The organism is Lapillicoccus jejuensis (assembly GCF_006715055.1).
Taxonomy (GTDB): domain Bacteria; phylum Actinomycetota; class Actinomycetes; order Actinomycetales; family Dermatophilaceae; genus Lapillicoccus; species Lapillicoccus jejuensis.
This window is the reverse complement of record NZ_VFMN01000001.1, coordinates 3,268,606-3,286,080: the sequence shown is the minus strand read 5'-3', so window position 1 is coordinate 3,286,080 and position 17,475 is coordinate 3,268,606. Positions and strand designations below refer to the sequence as shown.

Annotated in this window: 19 protein-coding genes; 7 read left to right on the top strand and 12 right to left on the bottom strand. The window is 75.7% G+C overall.

Features of this window, described 5'->3' with window-relative positions; translation table 11 throughout:
* Positions 1-220: 220 nt before the first annotated feature.
* Positions 221-790: an isopentenyl-diphosphate Delta-isomerase gene (gene idi / locus FB458_RS15255; protein ID WP_141849241.1), complete on the bottom strand. Its 570-nt coding sequence runs from the start codon at positions 788-790 to the stop codon at positions 221-223.
* Positions 791-855: 65 nt separating this feature from the next.
* On the opposite strand from idi, the gene FB458_RS15250 reads away from it, so the two are divergent.
* The 4 genes from FB458_RS15250 (at position 856) to FB458_RS15235 (ending at position 5,017) form a co-directional block, all read left to right on the top strand.
* Positions 856-1,302: an SRPBCC family protein gene (locus FB458_RS15250; protein ID WP_211356061.1), complete on the top strand. Its 447-nt coding sequence runs from the start codon at positions 856-858 to the stop codon at positions 1,300-1,302.
* Positions 1,303-1,416: 114 nt separating this feature from the next.
* Positions 1,417-1,989 (top strand): ArsR/SmtB family transcription factor, encoded by a 573-nt coding sequence (locus FB458_RS15245; protein ID WP_141849240.1) that lies wholly within the window; start codon positions 1,417-1,419, stop codon positions 1,987-1,989.
* The gene (locus FB458_RS15240; RefSeq protein WP_246061269.1) at positions 1,986-3,281 is read left to right on the top strand and encodes an MFS transporter; all 1,296 of its coding nucleotides are present in this window, start codon (positions 1,986-1,988) and stop codon (positions 3,279-3,281) included. Before FB458_RS15245 ends, FB458_RS15240 begins: the two co-directional genes overlap by 4 nt.
* 116 nt (positions 3,282-3,397) lie before the next feature.
* A complete protein-coding gene (locus tag FB458_RS15235; RefSeq protein WP_141849239.1) occupies positions 3,398-5,017 on the top strand; it encodes a phospholipase D family protein in 1,620 nt (539 codons plus the stop codon).
* Between the two features lie 75 nt (positions 5,018-5,092).
* On the opposite strand, the gene FB458_RS15230 is transcribed toward FB458_RS15235, so the two are convergent.
* Genes FB458_RS15230 through speB form a run of 9 tightly spaced genes read right to left on the bottom strand, consistent with a single transcriptional unit; the run spans position 5,093 to position 13,749 of the window.
* Complete coding sequence (locus tag FB458_RS15230; protein ID WP_141849238.1) at positions 5,093-6,298, bottom strand: thiolase family protein; 1,206 nt, start codon at positions 6,296-6,298, stop codon at positions 5,093-5,095.
* Positions 6,295-6,693, bottom strand: a complete 399-nt coding sequence (gene pcaC / locus FB458_RS21420) for a 4-carboxymuconolactone decarboxylase (protein WP_170185701.1) — start codon at positions 6,691-6,693, stop codon at positions 6,295-6,297. The genes FB458_RS15230 and pcaC overlap by 4 nt, the downstream gene beginning before the upstream one ends.
* Positions 6,690-7,583 carry an alpha/beta fold hydrolase gene (locus tag FB458_RS15225; protein ID WP_170185700.1) on the bottom strand — a complete coding sequence of 298 codons (894 nt, stop codon included), beginning with the start codon at positions 7,581-7,583 and terminating at the stop codon, positions 6,690-6,692. Before FB458_RS15225 ends, pcaC begins: the two co-directional genes overlap by 4 nt.
* Positions 7,580-8,830, bottom strand: coding sequence for a lyase family protein (locus tag FB458_RS15220; protein ID WP_211356060.1), 1,251 nt, complete (start codon positions 8,828-8,830; stop codon positions 7,580-7,582). The genes FB458_RS15225 and FB458_RS15220 overlap by 4 nt, the downstream gene beginning before the upstream one ends.
* On the bottom strand, positions 8,827-9,393 hold the full coding sequence (pcaG, locus tag FB458_RS15215; protein ID WP_141849237.1) for a protocatechuate 3,4-dioxygenase subunit alpha: 567 nt from the start codon (positions 9,391-9,393) through the stop codon (positions 8,827-8,829). Before pcaG ends, FB458_RS15220 begins: the two co-directional genes overlap by 4 nt.
* Positions 9,386-10,159: a protocatechuate 3,4-dioxygenase subunit beta gene (pcaH, locus tag FB458_RS15210; RefSeq protein WP_141849236.1), complete on the bottom strand. Its 774-nt coding sequence runs from the start codon at positions 10,157-10,159 to the stop codon at positions 9,386-9,388. Before pcaH ends, pcaG begins: the two co-directional genes overlap by 8 nt.
* Positions 10,156-11,352 (bottom strand): 4-hydroxybenzoate 3-monooxygenase, encoded by a 1,197-nt coding sequence (locus FB458_RS15205; RefSeq protein ID WP_141849235.1) that lies wholly within the window; start codon positions 11,350-11,352, stop codon positions 10,156-10,158. Before FB458_RS15205 ends, pcaH begins: the two co-directional genes overlap by 4 nt.
* Positions 11,349-12,719 carry an NAD-dependent succinate-semialdehyde dehydrogenase gene (locus tag FB458_RS15200; protein ID WP_141849234.1) on the bottom strand — a complete coding sequence of 457 codons (1,371 nt, stop codon included), beginning with the start codon at positions 12,717-12,719 and terminating at the stop codon, positions 11,349-11,351. Before FB458_RS15200 ends, FB458_RS15205 begins: the two co-directional genes overlap by 4 nt.
* Before the next feature lie 46 nt (positions 12,720-12,765).
* Complete coding sequence (gene speB, locus FB458_RS15195) at positions 12,766-13,749, bottom strand: agmatinase (protein ID WP_141850625.1); 984 nt, start codon at positions 13,747-13,749, stop codon at positions 12,766-12,768.
* A gap of 223 nt (positions 13,750-13,972) precedes the next feature.
* Between speB and FB458_RS15190 the strand changes: the two genes are divergently transcribed.
* From FB458_RS15190 to FB458_RS15180, 3 genes are all read left to right on the top strand, one after another.
* On the top strand, positions 13,973-14,611 hold the full coding sequence (locus FB458_RS15190) for a stage II sporulation protein M (protein ID WP_141849233.1): 639 nt from the start codon (positions 13,973-13,975) through the stop codon (positions 14,609-14,611).
* A 91-nt stretch (positions 14,612-14,702) separates the two neighbouring features.
* Positions 14,703-15,467 (top strand): MerR family transcriptional regulator, encoded by a 765-nt coding sequence (locus FB458_RS15185; RefSeq protein ID WP_141849232.1) that lies wholly within the window; start codon positions 14,703-14,705, stop codon positions 15,465-15,467.
* A complete protein-coding gene (locus FB458_RS15180) occupies positions 15,464-16,645 on the top strand; it encodes an SGNH/GDSL hydrolase family protein (protein WP_141849231.1) in 1,182 nt (393 codons plus the stop codon). The genes FB458_RS15185 and FB458_RS15180 overlap by 4 nt, the downstream gene beginning before the upstream one ends.
* 12 nt (positions 16,646-16,657) lie before the next feature.
* On the opposite strand, the gene FB458_RS22160 is transcribed toward FB458_RS15180, so the two are convergent.
* Together FB458_RS22160 and FB458_RS22155 are read right to left on the bottom strand one after the other, a co-directional pair.
* Positions 16,658-17,101, bottom strand: a complete 444-nt coding sequence (locus FB458_RS22160) for an AAA family ATPase (protein ID WP_342778063.1) — start codon at positions 17,099-17,101, stop codon at positions 16,658-16,660.
* Between the two features lie 50 nt (positions 17,102-17,151).
* On the bottom strand, positions 17,152-17,451 hold the full coding sequence (locus FB458_RS22155) for an AAA family ATPase (RefSeq protein WP_342778062.1): 300 nt from the start codon (positions 17,449-17,451) through the stop codon (positions 17,152-17,154).
* Positions 17,452-17,475: the final 24 nt, after the last annotated feature.

Genomic DNA, 17,475 nt, shown 5'->3' with positions numbered 1-17,475 from the left:
GATTCTTTTGCTCCCGGGCGCAGCGCGCTCGACGCCCGGGTGCATCATTCCCGAAGCGAGCCTGCGACGTGCGGAAACGCTTGGACAACCCCGGATTTCCCGGGGGGTCGTACGGCGCCCGGTGCCGGCTTGACGCAGCGTCGAGCCGCTTGACGCCCTGTGCACCCTGCGTCGAGCGGCTCGACGCTGCGTCGAGTCCTCGTACGGCGCCCCGGCCGGCTCAGGCGCCGACCGGCTCCCCGGCCGGGGCGAAGCGGGCACGCAGCACCGGGCGCTGGAGCTGCCAGACCAGCCACGGGCTGAGCACGTACGGCGTCGCGTCGGCGGTCGCGAGCACGTCGCCCGGCGTGCTCCACGCGACCTCGGCGACCTCGGCCGGGTCGGGCCGCGGCGGGCCGGCGGCGGTGGCGACCCAGACCGGGCAGACCTCGTGCTCGACGGTGCCGGAGGCGTCGACGGCGCGGTAGCGGAAGTCGGGGTCGACGAGCTCGAGCCCGTCGAGCTCGAGGCCGAGCTCGTCGCGGCAGCGGCGCCGTACGGCGTCGGCGGGGTCCTCGCCGGGACCGGGGTGGCCGCAGCACGTCCCCGTCCACACGCCCGGCCAGGTGCGCTTGGACAGGGCGCGGCGGGTGAGCAGCACGCGGCCGTCGGCGTCGAAGACGTGCACGGAGAAGGCCAGGTGCAGCGGGGTGTCCTCGTCGTGCACCGCCGCCTTCGGGGCGGTCCCGACCGGGCGGCCGTCGGGGTCGAGCAGGACGACGAGCTCGGGGTGGTCCGGGTGCTGCGCCATGCCCCCATCGTCCCAGCCGGGTCCGGCCCGTGGCGCGTCGGGCCCGGCGACCGCGATGATGACCCGTGATCACCGTCTCGCGCACCCTGCAGGTCGCGCCCTCCCCGTCCGTCGTCTTCGCCTACCTCGAGGACTTCACCCGCACCCAGGAGTGGGACCCGGGGACGGTGACCACCACCCGCAGCGACCCGCCCGGCACCGCCCTCGGGGTGGGGGCGCACTTCCACAACGTCTCGACGTACCGCGGCCGGGAGACCCAGCTCGACTACGTGTGCACGGTGCACGAGCAGGACCGGCACCTCGTCTTCGAGGGCCGCAACCGCACGGTCCACGCCGCCGACGACCTCACGCTGGCCCCGTCCGCGACCGGCGGGACCGTCGTGACCTACCGGGCGCGCTTCGCCTTCCAGCGCTGGGTGCGGTACGTCGAGCCGTTCCTGCGCCGGGGGTTCGAGCCCATCGCCGACGAGACGGTCGCGCGGCTGACGGAGGTCCTCGACCGGCTGCCGTGAGCCGGACGTCCGCACCGAGGGGGCACCGGTGCCCCGGCGGTGCGGACGCAGCTGACCAAGACTTCTTTGCGAACAGCTCTTTGCAAACGGTTCTTTGCGGTCTACGGTGGCGGCATGAGCACCGGCCCCGTCGTCACCCCGACCCCCCAGCAGCTGCGCGCGCTGACCCACCCCGCCCGGTTGCGCATGCTCGGCATGCTGCGCGTCGACGGCCCCGCGACCGCGACGAGCCTGGCCCGCGCGCTGGGGCTCAACACCGGCGCGACGTCGTACCACCTGCGCCAGCTCGCGGAGCACGGCTTCATCGAGGAGGACACCGAGCGCGGCAACGCCCGCGACCGGTGGTGGCGCGCGACCGCCTCGAGCACGCGCACCGCGCCGCCGTCGCCCGACGACGTCGAGGGCCAGGACGCGGCGATCGCCTACCTCCAGTCGGTCGTCATGGTCTACGCCGGGCAGCTGCAGCGCAGCGTCGAGGAGCTGCCGCTGCTGCCGCAACCCTGGCAGGACGCGACGACGTACAGCGACTGGATCGTGCGCCTCTCCCCCTCCGGGGCCGCCGCGCTGCGCGAGCGGCTCGAGGCCGTCGTCGAGGCGGCGACCGACGAGGAGGGCGAGGACACGGCGCCGTACGTCGTCAACCTCAACGCCTACGTCCGCCCCGGCGTCCTCGGGGAGGACCGGTGACCCGCACCCGCCGGCCGCTGGTGGGCTGGCTCGTCGCCGACACCGTCTCGATCACCGGGACGCGCGTCTCGATGATCGCCATCCCGCTCTTCGTCCTCGCCAGCACGGGCAGCGCCACCCGCACGGGGCTCGTCGCCCTGGCGGAGATGCTGCCGCTCGTCCTGCTCAAGGCCCTCGGCGGGCCGGTCATCGACCAGCTCGGTGCGCGCCGGGTCGCGGTCGGCTGCGACCTCACCTCCGTCGTCGTGGTCGGCTCCGTCCCGTTCCTGTACGACGCCGGCCGGCTCCCCTTCGGCGCGTTCCTCGCCCTCGTCGCCCTCGCCGGCGCCCTGCGCGGACCCGGCGACGCGGCCAAGGGCGCCCTCGCGCCGCAGGTCGCCGCGGCCGCCCGGACGCCGATGGAGCGCGTCACCGGGCTCTCAGGCACGGTGGAGCGGACGGCGTCCATGACCGGCGCCGTGATCGCCGGCCTGCTGGTCGCCGCCGTCGGCCCGGCCAACGCGCTGTACGTCGACGCGGCCAGCTTCGCGCTGTCGGCCGCGGTCCTGCTGGCCACCACCCGCGCCCTCGCGGCCGTCGCGGACACCCCGGCGGACACCCCCGCCGACACCCCCGCCGACACCCCCGCCGCCGCCGGCCGCGGGTCGGCGTACGCCGCCCGGCTGCGCGAGGGGTTCGCCTTCCTGCGCGGTGACCGGCTCCTGCTCGGTATCGCCGTCATGGTCGCCCTGACCAACCTGCTCGACCAGGCCTGGGTCGCCGTGCTGATGCCCGTCTGGGCGGTCGACAGCGGTCGCGGGGCGGCGGTGCTCGGGCTGCTGTTCGCGGTGTTCGGCGGGGCGTCGGCGCTCGGCGCGCTGGCCGCCGCGGTCTGGGCGGCGCGCCTGCCGCGCTACGTCACCTACCTGGTGGCGTTCCTGCTCTGCAGCATCCCGCGGTTCCTCGTCCTCGCGCTCGGGGCCCCGCTGTGGCTGATCCTCGCGGTGTTCGCGGTCGGCGGGCTCGCGTCGGGGTTCATCAACCCCATCCTCGGCGCCGTCGAGTTCGAGCGGGTCCCGGCCGCGATGGTGGGGCGCGTCTCGTCCCTGTTCTCGGCGATGGCGTGGAGCCTCATGCCGCTCGGCGGGCTCGTCGGCGGCCTGCTCGTGGACCGCGTCGGGCTGACCGCCGCGCTCCTCGGCGTCGGGGCGGCGTACCTGGCCGTCACGCTCACCCCGGCCCTGGACCGGACCTGGCGCGAGCTCGACCGTCGCCCGGAGGTCCCGAGGCAGACCTCCCCGACGACGGCCTGATCCGAGAGGCGCCTTCTTGCTCCGAAGGTGCCCGGATCCGCTGCCCTGAGGCGGCGGACGGTCACATCCGGAGCAAGGAGGCGCCGTCCTCAGCCCGGTACACCAGGATGGCGACCATGCCTGACCGTCCCGTCGAGGAGTTCTGGTTCCTCTCCCCGCAGGAGCGGGGCAACCCGGCCAGCGACATCGACCGGCGCCGCGGCGACGGGCGGGCCTGGACCGAGGGCAACCTCGTCGTCCCCCTGGTCCACGGCGCGACGTACTTCCGTCGCCTGCACGAGGAGCTGCGCACGCTGGGCCCCGGTGACCGGGTCTTCTTCACCGACTGGCGCAGCGACGCGGACCAGCAGCTCGCGCCCGGCGGGCCGACCGTCGGCGAGGTGCTCGTCGAGCTGGTCGGGCGCGGGGTCGACGTCCGGGGGCTGCTGTGGCGCTCGCACTCGGACCGCGCCTCCTTCAGCGCCCAGGAGAACCAGCGCGTCGGCGCGCGGCTCAACGCCGCCGGGGGCGAGGCGCTGCTCGACCAGCGGGTCCGGCGCGGGGGGTCGCACCACGCCAAGACCGTCGTCGTCCGGCGCCCGGACCGTCCCGCGGACGACCTGGCCTTCGTCGGGGGGATCGACCTGTGCCACGGACGCCGGGACGACGCCGCCCACCTCGGCGACCCGCAGCAGCAGCCGATGGACCGCCGGTACCGGCCTCGCGCCCCGTGGCACGACGCCGCCCTCGAGCTGCGGGGCCCGGCCGTCGGCGACGTGCAGGCCTCGTTCGTCGAGCGGTGGGACGACCCCCACCCCCTCGACCGCCGCACGCCGTACCGGGCGCTCGTCCAGCGGGCCGCACGGATGCCGCGTCACCCGAAGCCCCTGCCCGAGCCCCTGCCCGAGCCGACGGGGTCGGGGCCGCACGCGGTGCAGGTGCTGCGCACCTACGGGGCCAAGCGGCCCGGCTACCCCTTCGCGCCGCACGGCGAGCGCAGCATCGCCCGCGCCTACGAGAAGGCCTTCGCGCGCGCCCGCTCGAGCATCTACGTGGAGGACCAGTACCTGTGGTCGGACCTCGTGGCCGGCGGGTTGGCCCGGGCCCTGCGCCGGTCACCGGACCTCACCGTGGTCGTGGTCGTGCCCCGCTACCCCGACGCCGACGGCGCGCTGAGCGGGCCGCCGAACCGGATCGGCCAGCTCGAGGCGATGCGCGTGCTGGAGGAGGCGGCCCCCGGACGGGTCGGCGTCTTCGACCTCGAGAACGCGGCGGGCACCCCGATCTACGTGCACGCCAAGGTCTGCGTCATCGACGACGTCTGGGTCACCATCGGGTCGGACAACTTCAACCGCCGCTCGTGGACCCATGACACCGAGCTGACGTGCGCGGTCGTCGACAGCACCCTCGACGAGCGGGCCCCGCGCGACCCGGGCGGGCGGGGTGACGGCGCCCGGAGGCTGGCGCGGGACCTGCGGCTGCAGCTGTGGGGCGAGCACCTCGGCCGCGACGCGGACGACCCGGCGCTGCTCCACCCCGGCGACGGCCTCACCCTGTTCCAGGACGCCGCTCGCGCGCTCGACGCCTGGCACGACGGCGGCCGGCGTGGCCCGCGGCCCGCCGGGCAGGTCCGGGGGCACCGGCCCGCTCCGGTGTCCCGGGTGCAGCGGCTGTGGGCCGAGCCGCTGCACCGCCTGGTCTACGACCCCGACGGCCGACCGCTCGCCGTACGACGCCGCCGCGGCCGCGAGGTCTGACCGGGCAGGAGGTCCGCCCGTCCCAGGGGGCCGCGGCCCCCTGGGGCGGGCGGGACGGCAGGGCGCCCTCGTCGCTCAGCGCGACCCGACGTTCTCCAGGACGACCGCCAGCCCCTGTCCGACGCCGATGCACAGGCAGGCCACCCCCCACCGGCCGCCGGTGCGCTGCAGGTCGCGGGCCAGGGTGCCCAGCACCCGCCCGCCGGACGCGCCCAGGGGGTGCCCGATGGCGATGGCGCCGCCGTGCCGGTTGACCAGCTCCGGGTCCACCGGCCACGCGTCGAGGCACGCCAGCGACTGGGCCGCGAAGGCCTCGTTGAGCTCGACCGCGGCGACGTCGCCCCAGCCGATCCCCGCGCGCCGCAGGGCGCGCTCCGCCGCCTCGACGGGGCCCGCGCCGAAGTCGCGCGGGTCGAGGGCGCTCGCGCCGCGGCCGGCGACCCGGGCGACGGGGTCCCGCCCGATGACGGCGGCCGCCCGCTCGCTGCCGAGCAGGACCGCGGACGCGCCGTCGTTGAGCGGCGAGGCGTTGCCGGCCGTGACGGTCCCGCCGTCGCGGCGGAACGACGGCGTCAGCGCGGCGAGCCGCTCCGGGGTCGTCGTGGGCCGGATCGACTCGTCGTGGGCGAGGTCGGTCCCCGGGACGGCGACGACGAGGTCGTCGTACCAGCCGTCCTCCCACGCCCGGTGCGCCAGCCGGTGCGACCGCGCCGCGAACGCGTCCTGCCGCTCGCGGGTGATCCCGCGCTTCTCGCGCAGCTGCTCGGTGGCCTCGCCGAGCGACACCGTCCACTCGCCCGGCATCGCCGGGTTGACCAGCCGCCACCCCAGCGTCGTCGAGGAGAGCGCGAGATCGCCTGCGGGATAGGGCTTCTCGGTCTTCGGCAGCACCCACGGGGCGCGGCTCATCGACTCGACCCCACCGGTGAGGACGACGTCGGCGTCGCCGGTCTCGATGCTGCGCGAGCCGGCCATCGCCGCGTCGAGGCTCGAGCCGCAGAGCCGGTTGACGGTGCTGCCCGGGACGCTGGTCGGCAGGCCGGCGAGCAGCGTCGCCATCCGCGCGACGTTGCGGTTCTCCTCGCCGGCGCCGTTGGCGTTGCCGAGGACCACCTCGTCGACGGGACGGCCGAACCCGTCCTCGGCCAGCCCGGGCGACCGCTCGACGAGGGTGCGCACGACGAGCGCCGCGAGGTCGTCGGGGCGTTGGCCGGCCAGCGCGCCGCCGTACCGCCCGAAGGGCGTGCGGACCGCGTCGTAGACGTACGCCGCCCCGCTCACGCGCCCACCTCCTCGGCCTCGAGCCGGGCCAGCTCGCGCTGCGCCAGGGCGAAGGCGTGGTTGGCGGCCGGGACGCCGAGGTAGACCGCCGACTGCAGCAGCACCTCCTGGATCTCGGCTACCGACAGCCCGTTGCGCCGCGCCGCACCGACGTGCAGGACGAGCTCGTCCCAGTGGCCCCGCGCGACGAGCGCGGTCAACGTGATGGCGCTGCGGGTGCGCCGGTCGAGCCCCGGCCGCGTCCAGACCTCCCCCCAGGCGTAGCGGGTGACGAGGTCCTGGAAGGGCGCGGTGAAGTCGGTGGCGGCCGCGGCGGACCGGTCGACGTGCGCGTCCGAGAGGACCGCCCGCCGTACGGCGTCCCCGGCCGCCCACTGCTCCTGCTGCTCGCTCATGTCGTCCTCGTCTCGTGGGCTGTCTCGGGGGCTGTCTCGTGGGCTGTCTCGTGGGCTGTCTCGTGGGCTGTCTCGTGGGCTGTCTCGGGGGCTGTCTCGGGGGCTGTCACGAGGGTGGTCAGGAGGCCGGCGAGCTCGCGGGCCGTGGCGGCGGGCTGCTCGGCGGGGGGCAGGTGCGCGGCGCCGGGGAGGACGACGAGCCGGCCACCGGTGCCGGCCGCGACGGTCTCCCCCATCGCGGCGGTCGCGACCCGGTCGTGCTCGCCGGCGACCGCCAGGACGGGGACGCCCACCCGGTCCAGCGCGCCGGTGACGTCGTACGACGCCAACGCCTCGCAGCACCGAGCGTAGGAGCCGGCGTCGGTGTGCTGGAGCGAGTCGAGCAGGGCGGCGGCGACGGCCGGGTCGCGCTCGACCGAGCCGGGGGCGAACCACCGCCGCGCCGAACCCTCCACCATGACGGGCGTGCCCGCCCGCCGCACGAGGTCGGCGCGCTCGCGCCAGGCCGCGGGCTCGCCGATCCTCGCCCCGGAGGCGACGACCGCGACCGCGTCGACGGCGTCCGGGTGGTCGACGGCCACGGTGAGGGCGACGGCGCCACCGAGCGAGACCCCGGCGAGGACCACCGGTCCGTCGACGTCGGCCCGCAGCCCGGCCGTGGCCCCGAGCACCGCGTCGGCGAGGTCCGCGACCGTGAACGGGTGGTCGTGGGCCGGCCCGTCGCCGTGCCCCGGCAGCTCCCAGCCGACGACGCGGACGTCGTCGGGCAGGGCGCGCGCGCACGAGGACCACAGCGGCGTCACCGCGGTCCCGAGGGACGGCCCCACCAGCAGCAGGGCGCGCGGGTGCTCGGGCGCCCGCAGCGTCGTCACGGCGACCGGGAGGCTCACGCCGGACCGCCCGGGTCGAGGGACCGGTGCCGGTCGACGGCGCGCTCGACCAGCTCCACCGCGACGCCGAGGTAGCCCAGCGGCCCGTCGTCGTCGGTGTCGCTCGCGGCCCCGGTGAGGTGCCGGCGCTCGGCGAGCAGGTCGGGCCCGGTGGCCCACACGTTGCGCGCCATCGCGGTCGGGTCCACGACGAGCCCGTCGAGCACCTCGCGCACCTGGTCGCCGGCGACGAGGACCCGGCGCAGCAGCCGCAGCAGGGCGCCCCACTCGGCGTGCCAGGCCCCGTCGGGGCGCTCGTCGACGGCCAGGCCGGCGGCGGCGTGCAGCGTCGCGCCGAGGTACGGCGCCTCGATGGCGACGGACCGCACGAGGACGGACAGGACCGGGTTGCGCTTCTGCGGCAGCGTCGAGGAGCCGCCGCGCCCGGCCGCCGCCGGCTCCTGCAGCTCGCCGATCTCCGGCCGCGACAGGGTGAGCACGTCGGCGGCGATCTTGCCGAGGACGTCGGCGCAGCGCACGAGGACGTCGCCGATGCGGGTCATCGCGCCGCGGTCGGTGTGCCAGGGCCGGCCGGGGTCGACGAGCCCGAGCTCCTCGGCGAGCATCGCCACGGCGAGGGTGGCGCGCGTCGGGGCCAGCACCTCGACGGCGGCGAGGGTGCCGGCAGCTCCGCCGCACTGGACCGGCAGTGCCCGGACGACGCCCCGCAGCTCGACGACGGCGTCGTCCAGCGCCCCCAGCCACCCGGTGACCTTGTAGCCGAACGTCGTCGGCAGGGCGGGCTGCGTGAGGGTCCGGGCCAGCATGAGGGTGTCGCGGTGCTCGCGCGCGAGCCGGGCCGCGGCGTCGCCCGCGGCGGTCAGGCTCGCGCCCATCCGGGTCAGGGCCTGCCGGGAGACGAGCACGAGCGCGGTGTCGACGACGTCCTGGCTCGTCAGGCCGCGGTGGATCGCGGTGACGACGCGGTCCGGGACGCCGTTGCCCCGCGCCCCCGCCCGCAGCACCTCGACGAGGGCGGGCACGGGGTTGCCGGCGCCCTCGGCCCAGTCCGCGAGCCAGCCGGCGTCGAGGTCGTCGGCCCCGAGCCCGTCACGGGCGGCGACGGCGACCTCGTCGGGGGTGAGCAGGCCGAGGCGCCCCTGGACCCGCAGCCACGCGGACTCGACGTCGACCATGGCCTCGAGGACGGCCTCGTCGTCGGCGAGCCCCAGCCCGCGGGCGGCACCGGGCTCGAGCAGCCCGCTCACCGGGAGCCCCGCGGGAAACGGAGGAAGACGGTCTCGCCGTCCCCCTGGAGCCGGACGTCGAAGCGCAGCGACCCGTCGTGCTCGCGACGAGCCACCAGCGTCGAGCGCTCCTCGGGCGACAGCATGCCCAGGAAAGGATCTGCGGCGAGCGCCACGTCGTCCGGGAGGTACACGCGGGTGAACAGTCGGTCGAGCAGCCCGCGGGCGAACACCGTCATCGCGACGAAGGGCGCCGCGCCCGGCGCCGTCGCCCCCGGCTCGAGCGTCGTGAACACGTAGGCCCCGTCCGCGTCGGTCGCGGCTCGACCGAAGCCGGTGAACACGCCCGCGTCGACGCGGTCCCGGCGCAACGACCCGTGCTCCTGCGCGACCCGTCCGGCGGGGTCGGCCTGCCAGATCTCGAGCAGGGCGTCGGGCACGGGGTCGCCCCGGCCGTCGAGGACCCGCCCGTGCAGCCGGACGGCGCCCGGCGAACCGCCGGGGACGAGCCGGTCGCCCCCCTCGACGGGGAGCGCGTCGTGGAAGAACGGGCCGACGGTCTGACCCGGGGTCGGCTCAGGCATGGTCCTGCTCCTCCAGGGGGGTGGCGTGCGGGCCGGTGAGCACGATGTCCCACCGGTACCCCAGGAGCCACTCCGGCTCCGACAGGTCGTGGTCGTAGGTCGCGACGAGCCGCTCCCGCGCCGCCGGGTCGAGGACCGCCTGGTGGATCGGGTCGAGCGCGAGGAGCGGGTCGCCGGGGAAGTACATCTGCGTGACGAGCCGCTGGGTGAACTCGGTGCCGAAGAGCGAGAAGTGCACGTGCGCGGGGCGCCAGGCGTTGCGGTGGTTGCGCCACGGGTAGGGGCCGGGCTTGATCGTCACGAAGGAGTACGAGCCGTCGTCGGCGGTGAGCGCCCGCCCGACCCCGGTGAAGTGGGGGTCGACGGGCGCCGGGTGCTGGTCGCGCCGGTGGACGTAGCGGCCGGCGGCGTTGGCCTGCCAGACCTCGACGAGCTGGCGGCGCACCGGCCGGCCGTCGCCGTCGAGCACCCGCCCGGCGACCCGGATCCGCTCACCGATCGGCTCGCCGCCGCGCTGGGCCGTGAGGTCGGCCTCGCTCGGGTCGACGTCGCGCTCGCCGAAGACCGGCGCCAGCAGCTCGACCCCTTCCGGGTCGACGTGGCGCAGCTCCTTGGTCGGGTGCCGCAGCGCCGAGCTGCGGTAGGCGGGGAAGTCCAGCCGCGTCGCCGTACGGCGTCCGTGCGGTGCGTCCTCCTGCTGGGCGGCGGCGATCTCCCGGGAGATCGTCTCCTGGTCATCCGGTTCGCTCTCGTGGCTGTCGGTCATCCTCGTGCCTCCGGCCAGCCGGTGTACCCCTCGGCGAGGTAGGCCCGCCCCGCCGTCGACTCCACCAGGCCGCGCAGCTCGGCCAGCTGCCGCTGCTCCTCGACGTCGCTCTCCCCCGGCGGCCGGTGCAGCAGGTGGGTCATCCAGGAGGAGAAGTGCTGCGCCTTCCACACCCGCGCCAGCGCCCGCTCGGTGTAGCCGTCGAGGGCGTCCTCGCCGGCCGCGTCGCGTCGCCGTACGGCGTCCTGCAGGCACTGCGCGAGGACGCGCACGTCCGCCAGGGCGAGGTTGAGGCCCTTGGCCCCGGTCGGCGGCACGGTGTGCGCGGCGTCGCCGGCGAGCAGCAGCCGCCCGTACCGCATCGGCTCGTGGACGACGCTGCGGAAGCGCAGGACGGCGCGGTCGGTGACCGGCCCCTCGACGAGGGTGTGCCCGTTGGCGCCGACCCGGGTCTGCAGCTCGTCCCAGATGCGGTCGTCGGACCACCCCGAGACGTCCTCGTCGGGGTCGCACTGGAAGTACATCCGCTGCACCGTCTCGCTGCGCTGGCTGACCAGGGCGAAGCCGCGTTCGGAGCGGCAGTAGACGAGCTCGGGGGCGCTGCGCGGCGCCTCGCACAGGATCCCGAACCACGCGAAGGGGTACTCCCGGTGGTACTGCCGCCGAGCCGTCGCCGGCACGAGCGCCCGGCAGGTGCTGTGCGACCCGTCGGCCCCGACGACGTAGCGGGGGCGGACCTCCTGCCGGGACCCGTCGGCGCCGACGAAGCGCACCACCGGCGCGTCACCCTCCACGCCGTCGACCTCGACGTCGGACACCCCGAACCGCACGTCCCCACCCGCCGCCTGCCGGGCCTCGGCGAGGTCGGCGAAGACCGACGTCTGCGGGTAGAGCCACACCGACGCGCCGACCAGCTCCTGGAAGTCGATCCGGTGCGACGCGCCGCCGAAGGCCAGCTCGATCCCGCGGTGCTCCTCGCCCTCGGTGAGGACGCGGTCGGAGGCGCCCGACTCGACGAGCAGCCGCACGCTGTCCTGCTCGAGGATCCCGGCGCGCACCGTCGTCGCGATCTCGTGGTGGCTGCGGTGGTCGAGGACGACCGTGCCCACCCCGGCACGGTCGAGCAGGTGCGACAGCAGCAGCCCGGCCGGGCCTCCCCCGACGACGGCGACGTCGGTGCGGACGACGGTCACGCGATGCGGATGAGCTTGCGGTTGACGAACTCGACGAAGCCGGCGCGGCCGAGCTCGCGGCCGAAGCCGGAGGACTTCACCCCGCCGAAGGGCAGCTCGGCGGCGTCGGCGAGGACCGTGTTGACGAAGACCATGCCGGTGTCGAGGGCGTCGGCCACGCGCAGCGCCTGGTCCGGGTCGGTCGTCACGACGTACGACCCCAGCCCGTACGACGTGTCGTTGGCCACCCGCACGGCCTCCGCCTCGTCGGCGACGCGGTAGACGGTCGCGACGGGCCCGAAGAGCTCCTCGGCGTAGACCGGGTTGTCGGCGGTCACGCCGGTGAGCACGACGGGCGCGAAGAAGGTGCCGTCCCGCTCGGCGGCGCGGTGCGCGGTGGCGCCGTGCGCGACGGCGCGGTCGACCTGCTCCGCCAGCCGCTCGGCGGCCGCCGACGACGAGAGCGGGCCGAGCTGCGCGCCGTCCGCGGTGGGCGAGCCCGGCCGGACGGCGAGCAGGGCGGCCGTGAGCTTCTCGAGGAAGGCGTCGTACAGCTCGTCGACGACGAGCATCCGCTTGGCCGCGTTGCAGGACTGGCCGTTGTTGTCCAGCCGCGCGGCGACCGCCTGCTCGACGGTGGCGTCGAGGTCGTCGGTCGACAGGACGATGAACGGGTCGGACCCGCCGAGCTCGAGGACGACCTTCTTGAGGTTCCGCCCGGCGATCTCGGCGACGGCGCGGCCGGCGCGCTCGGAGCCGGTGAGCGAGACCCCGGCGACGCGCGGGTCGGCGATGACGGTGGCGACCTGGTCGTTGTCGGCGACGAGGTCGACGTACGCGCCCTCGGGGAACCCGGCCTCGCGCGCGAGGCGGGCGATGATCGCCGCCGACTCCGGGCAGGCCGGGGCGTGCTTGAGCAGGATCGTGTTGCCGGCCGCGAGGTTCGGGGCGGCGAAGCGGGCGACCTGGTAGGCGGGGAAGTTCCACGGCATGACGCCGAGCAGGACGCCGTACGGCGCGCTGCGCACGAGCGCCCTCCCGCTCGCGTCACCGCGCAGGGTGATCTCCTCGTCGGCCAGCTGGGCCTCGGCGATCTCGGCGGTGTAGGCGTAGATGTCGGCGCAGAAGTCGACCTCGCCGAGGGCCTGCTCCATCGGCTTGCCCATCTCGCGGACGATGGCCGCGGCGAGCTCCTCGCGGTGCTCGGTGTGCAGCTCGCCGAGCCGCGCGACGAGGGCGGCGCGCTCGGCGACGCCGGTCCGGCGGCCCCACTCGCGGCTCGCTCGGTGGGCGAGGTCGATGGCCGCCTCCAGGCCGGCCGCGTCGAGGAAGGGGACGGTGCGGCCGGTCTCGCCGGTCGCGGGGTCGATGAGGGTGTGGCCCGTCATGAGGGCATCTCCTTCGGGAGCTGGCAGGGTCGGTCGGGGGTCGGTCTCATCCTGCCCGGCGGGCGGCGCCGGTGCGGGGCGGGGCGGTGGGCAGGACGCTGAGGAGCTCGTAGACGACGTGCGCGGCCGCGATCCCGGTCAGCTCGGCGTGGTCGTAGGCCGGCGAGACCTCGACGACGTCGGCGCCGACGAGGTTCAGCCCGTCGAGACCGCGCAGGACCTCAAGCAGCTCGCGGCTGGTCAGGCCGCCGGCCTCGGGCGTCCCGGTGCCCGGGGCGTGCGCGGGGTCGAGGACGTCGATGTCGACCGAGACGTAGACCGGCCGGTCCCCCAGCCGGGCCCGCACCCGATCGACGACGTCGTCGACCGGGTGCCGGACGAAGTCGCGGGCGTGCACGGCGGTGAAGCCGAGCTGCTCGCTCTCGTCGAGGTCGAGCTTGGAGTACAGCGGGCCCCGGATCCCGACGTGCACCGAGTGCCCGAGGTCGACGAGACCCTCCTCGGACGCCCGCCGGAACGGCGTGCCGTGGGTGTACGGCGCCCCGAAGTACGTGTCCCACGTGTCGAGGTGCGCGTCGAAGTGCAGGACCGCGACGGGGCCGTGCTGCGCGTGCTGGACGCGCAGCAGCGGCAGCGCGACGGTGTGGTCGCCGCCGAGGGTGACGAGCGTGCGACCCGTGCCGGCCAGTGCCGTGGCCGCCTCCTCGATGCCGGCGATGGCCTCGCCGAGGTCGAACGGGTTGACGCCGAGGTCGCCGGCGTCGGCGACGAGGCGCCGCTCGAACGGCGCGACGGCGAGCGCCGGGTTGTAGGGCCGCAGCAGCCGCGAGGACTGGCGCACGTGCTGCGGGCCGAACCGGGCGCTGGGTCGGTAGCTCACCCCGCTGTCGAAGGGCACGCCCCAGATCACCGTATCGGCCTGCGGCAGCCGGTCGAGGCGCTCGAGCCGGGCGAAGGTGCCGTCCCCGGCGTAGCGCGGGACGACGGTCGCGTCGACGGGGCCGCCGGGCGAGACGCGCGGCGGCTCCAGGAACGCCGCGGCGGCGTGCGCGTCGTCGTACGGGCGGTCGGGCTGGTCCACGGGCTGCCTCCTGCGACGGACCGAGCGGCGTCCGGCGGGTCTCCGCCCCGGTGCGACGTCATCGTGGCACAGCCGCCCGACCGCCCGGCTTGACCCTGCGCCAGGAGCACGGTCTGAGGTGGTGACCGCGACGGGCACGCGTCGCCCCACCCCACCGATCGGAGCCCCGACCATGACCGCTCTCGTCCATCGCCCCCTGCAGATCGTCCGCGACGAACGCCGCCCCTTCCTCGCGCTCAACGCCGTCGCCTTCGGGCTGGTCCTGCTCGGGCTGGTGCTCGGCCTCGCCGTCCCGTCCCTGCACCAGAGCCAGGTCGCCACGCTGGACCAGACAGGTCAGACCGACCTGGTGCTGCGCGTCTTCCGCACCCCGTGGCTCTTCGCGCTGACGATCCTCGGGGTCAACACCCTCACGGTCGGTGCGGCGCTCATCGTCCTGCCGTCGATGGTCGTGCCGTTCCTCGGCATCGTCCTGTTCGGGTGGAAGGCCCTGACGATCGGGATGGCGCTCGCCCCCACCAGCCCGACCCTGTGGGTCGCTTTCATCCCGCACTCGCTGACCGTCGTCGTCGAGTTCGAGGCGTACGTGCTGCTCCTGCTCGGCGCCTGGGTGCTGGGCCGGTCCTGGCTGCGACCGGCGTCGCTCGGCGCCACGAGCCGACGCCGCGCGTACCTGCTCGGCCTGCAGCGTCTGGGGTGGCTGTCGGCGGCCTCGTTCGTCCTCCTCGTGGTCGGTGCGGTGTGGGAGGCCTACTCCCTGACCCAGCTGCTGCCGTGGCTCGTCCACACCCTCGTGGGGCCGACGCGGTGACGACCGGGGCGACCGGGGCGACCGGGGCGACCGGGGCGACCGGCGCGGCTACCGTGTCGAGGACGGCGGCGGCGTGGTGAGGGGGTCCGAGGTGGCGTGGAGCACGCGGCAGCTCGCCGACCTCGCGCACACGAGCGTGAGCACCGTGCGGCACTACCACAAGGTCGGTCTCCTGGACGTGCCCGAGCGGGGCCTCAACGGCTACAAGCGGTACGGCGTCCCGCACCTGGTCCGGCTGCTGCGGATCCTGCGCCTCGCCGACCTGGGGGTGCCGCTGGCCCGGATCGCCGAGTGGGACCGCGAGGACACCGACCTGGGGCACGAGCTCGACGAGCTCGACGCCGAGCTGGGGTCCGCGATGGCCCGCATGGCCCGCGCCCGCGAGGAGCTGGCCGTCCTGCGGGCCCACCACTCCCCGGTGGACGTGCCACCCGGGTTCGCGCCGCTGGCCCGGTCGCTGTCGCCGGCGCAGCGCGGCATCCTCCTCGTGCTCTCCGCCGTCCTCGGACCGCGCGACCTCGACCAGCTGCGGGACGCGATGAGCGTCGCGGACCCGGCGACCGACGAGTTCGAGCGGCTGGCCCCCGACGCCGACGACGCGACGGTGGAGCGGCTCGCGCGGCGGATGCTCGGATCGGCCCGCCGCTCGCGCAGGACCCACCCGGCGCTCCTGGACCTGACGTCCCGGTCCCCGCACGGTGAGCAGGCCGCCCAGGACGCCCTCGCCCGCGCGCTGGTGCAGTACTACCACCCGGCCCAGCTGCGGACCCTGCAACGGCTGCACGCCCTCCTCGAGGTCGGCGACCCGGTCGCCCCCGCTCCCACCCCACCCCCTGAGCACGGATCGAGCCCATGACCCCCGACGCGACCCCTCTGCCCTTCTCCACGCCCCTCACCGGCGCCCTGGTGCGCGGCGCGCTGGACCTGGAGGACACGCCCCGCGGCCTCCTGCCCCACCGGCTGCCCGAGGGGGTACGCACCCGGCACGCCGACCCGCAGCTGGCCATGGTCGAGGCCCAGCCGGCGGGGGTCCGCGTCGCCTTCCGCACCAGCGCCACCACGATCGAGCTGAGCTGCGTCCCGACCCGGTACGCCTACGCGGGGCTGCCGGAGCGGCCGCTCGGCGTGCACGACCTGCTGGTGGACGGCGAGCTGGTCCGACAGGCCCGGGTGCCCGGCGGCGACACCGTGGTCATGGACCCGGCCACGGGGACCGCCGTACGTCGCTCCGTCCCCGCCGAGGCGATCCGCTTCACCGACCTGCCCGAGCGGGAGAAGGACGTCGAGCTCTGGCTGCCGCACCAGGAGGTGACCGAGCTGGTCGAGCTGCGCGCCGACGCCCCGGTGGCCCCGCTCGGCGACCGGGGACGGCGCACCTGGCTGCACCACGGCAGCTCCATCAGCCAGGGCTCCAACGCGACGAGCCCCACGGCCACCTGGGTGGTGGCCGCCTCGCTCCTGGGCGGCGTGGACCTGGCCAACCTCGGGTTCGGCGGCAGCATGCTGCTCGACCCGTTCACCGCCCGCGTCATGCGGGACACGCCCGCCGACCTCGTGAGCGTCAAGATCGGGATCAACCTCGTCAACGCCGACCTCATGAGGCTGCGGGCCTTCACGCCGGCGGTGCACGGCTTCCTCGACACCATCCGCGACGGCCACCCGGACACCCCGCTGCTGGTCGTCTCCCCGCTCCACTGCGCGATCCACGAGACCACCCCCGGACCGGGAGCCTTCGACGTCGAGGCCCTCGCGGAGGGGCGGGTGGCCTTCCGGGCGACCGGCGACCCGGCCGACCTGGCCGGTGGGCGGCTGACCCTCGCCGTCATCCGCGCCGAGCTCGCGCGCGTCGTCGCCCAGCGCGCGGCGACCGACCCGCACCTGCACCACCTGGACGGCCTCGCGCTCTTCGGCGAGGCGGACGAGCGGGAGCTCCCGCTGCCCGACCGTCTGCACCCGGACACCGCCGCTCACCGGCGCATCGCCGAGCGCTTCGCCGGCCGGGTCTTCGGGGCCGGGGGCGCCTTCGAGCCGTAGACCCGGCGGACCTCACGTCGGGTCGGCCCGGCCGTCCTCGGCCGGCCCGCCGAGGTGGCGCAGATAGCTGCCCGGTCGCTGCAGGAACCGGCGGTGGTGCTGGACCAGCTCCAGCTCGTCCCAGCTCGTCTCGTGGTAGCCGTCCTCGTCGAGCTCGAGGACGGTCGCTCCCGGCAGGCTGGCGACGACCGGCGAGTGGGTGGCGACGAGCACCTGCGTGCCGGGGCGGTCCCGCAGCCCACCGAGCTCGCCCAGCAGCGCGAGCTGCGCGGTGAAGGACAGGCCGGCCTCGGGCTCGTCCATGACGAACAGACCGGGCCCGTCGAACCGGCTGGTGGCCAGCATGGCCGTGAACGACTGCCCGTGGCTGAGGGGGTGGAAGTGGGGGTCGGTCGTGCGGGTGCTCTCGGTCGCGTCCTCGCGCGAGGTGTCGAGGTAGGTGAACAGGCCGTGCATCGTCTCGGCGCGCAGGAAGTACCCCCATCGGCTCGCCCCGGCCCCGCGGGTCAGCGCCAGGGCCGCGTGCAGCCCGACTCGGTCGGCATCGTGCGGTGCTGCGCCGCGGTCGACCCGCCCTCGGCGTTGAGCCCGTAGGCCATCGCGACGGCCTCGACGAGCGTCGACTTCCCGGTCCCGTTCTCCCCCACGAGGATCGTCACCGGTCCCAGGTCGAGGCCCTCGGTGAGCAGCTGGGCCACAGGCGGCAGCGACCAGGGCCACGCGCGGGGGTCGGTGTCGTCGGCGTCCGGCGCACGCTGCACCCGGCGGATCGGCAGCGGTGCCCCGAGTCGGTCGCGCTCCCCCACCGTCCCACGCTAAGCCCCGCTCCC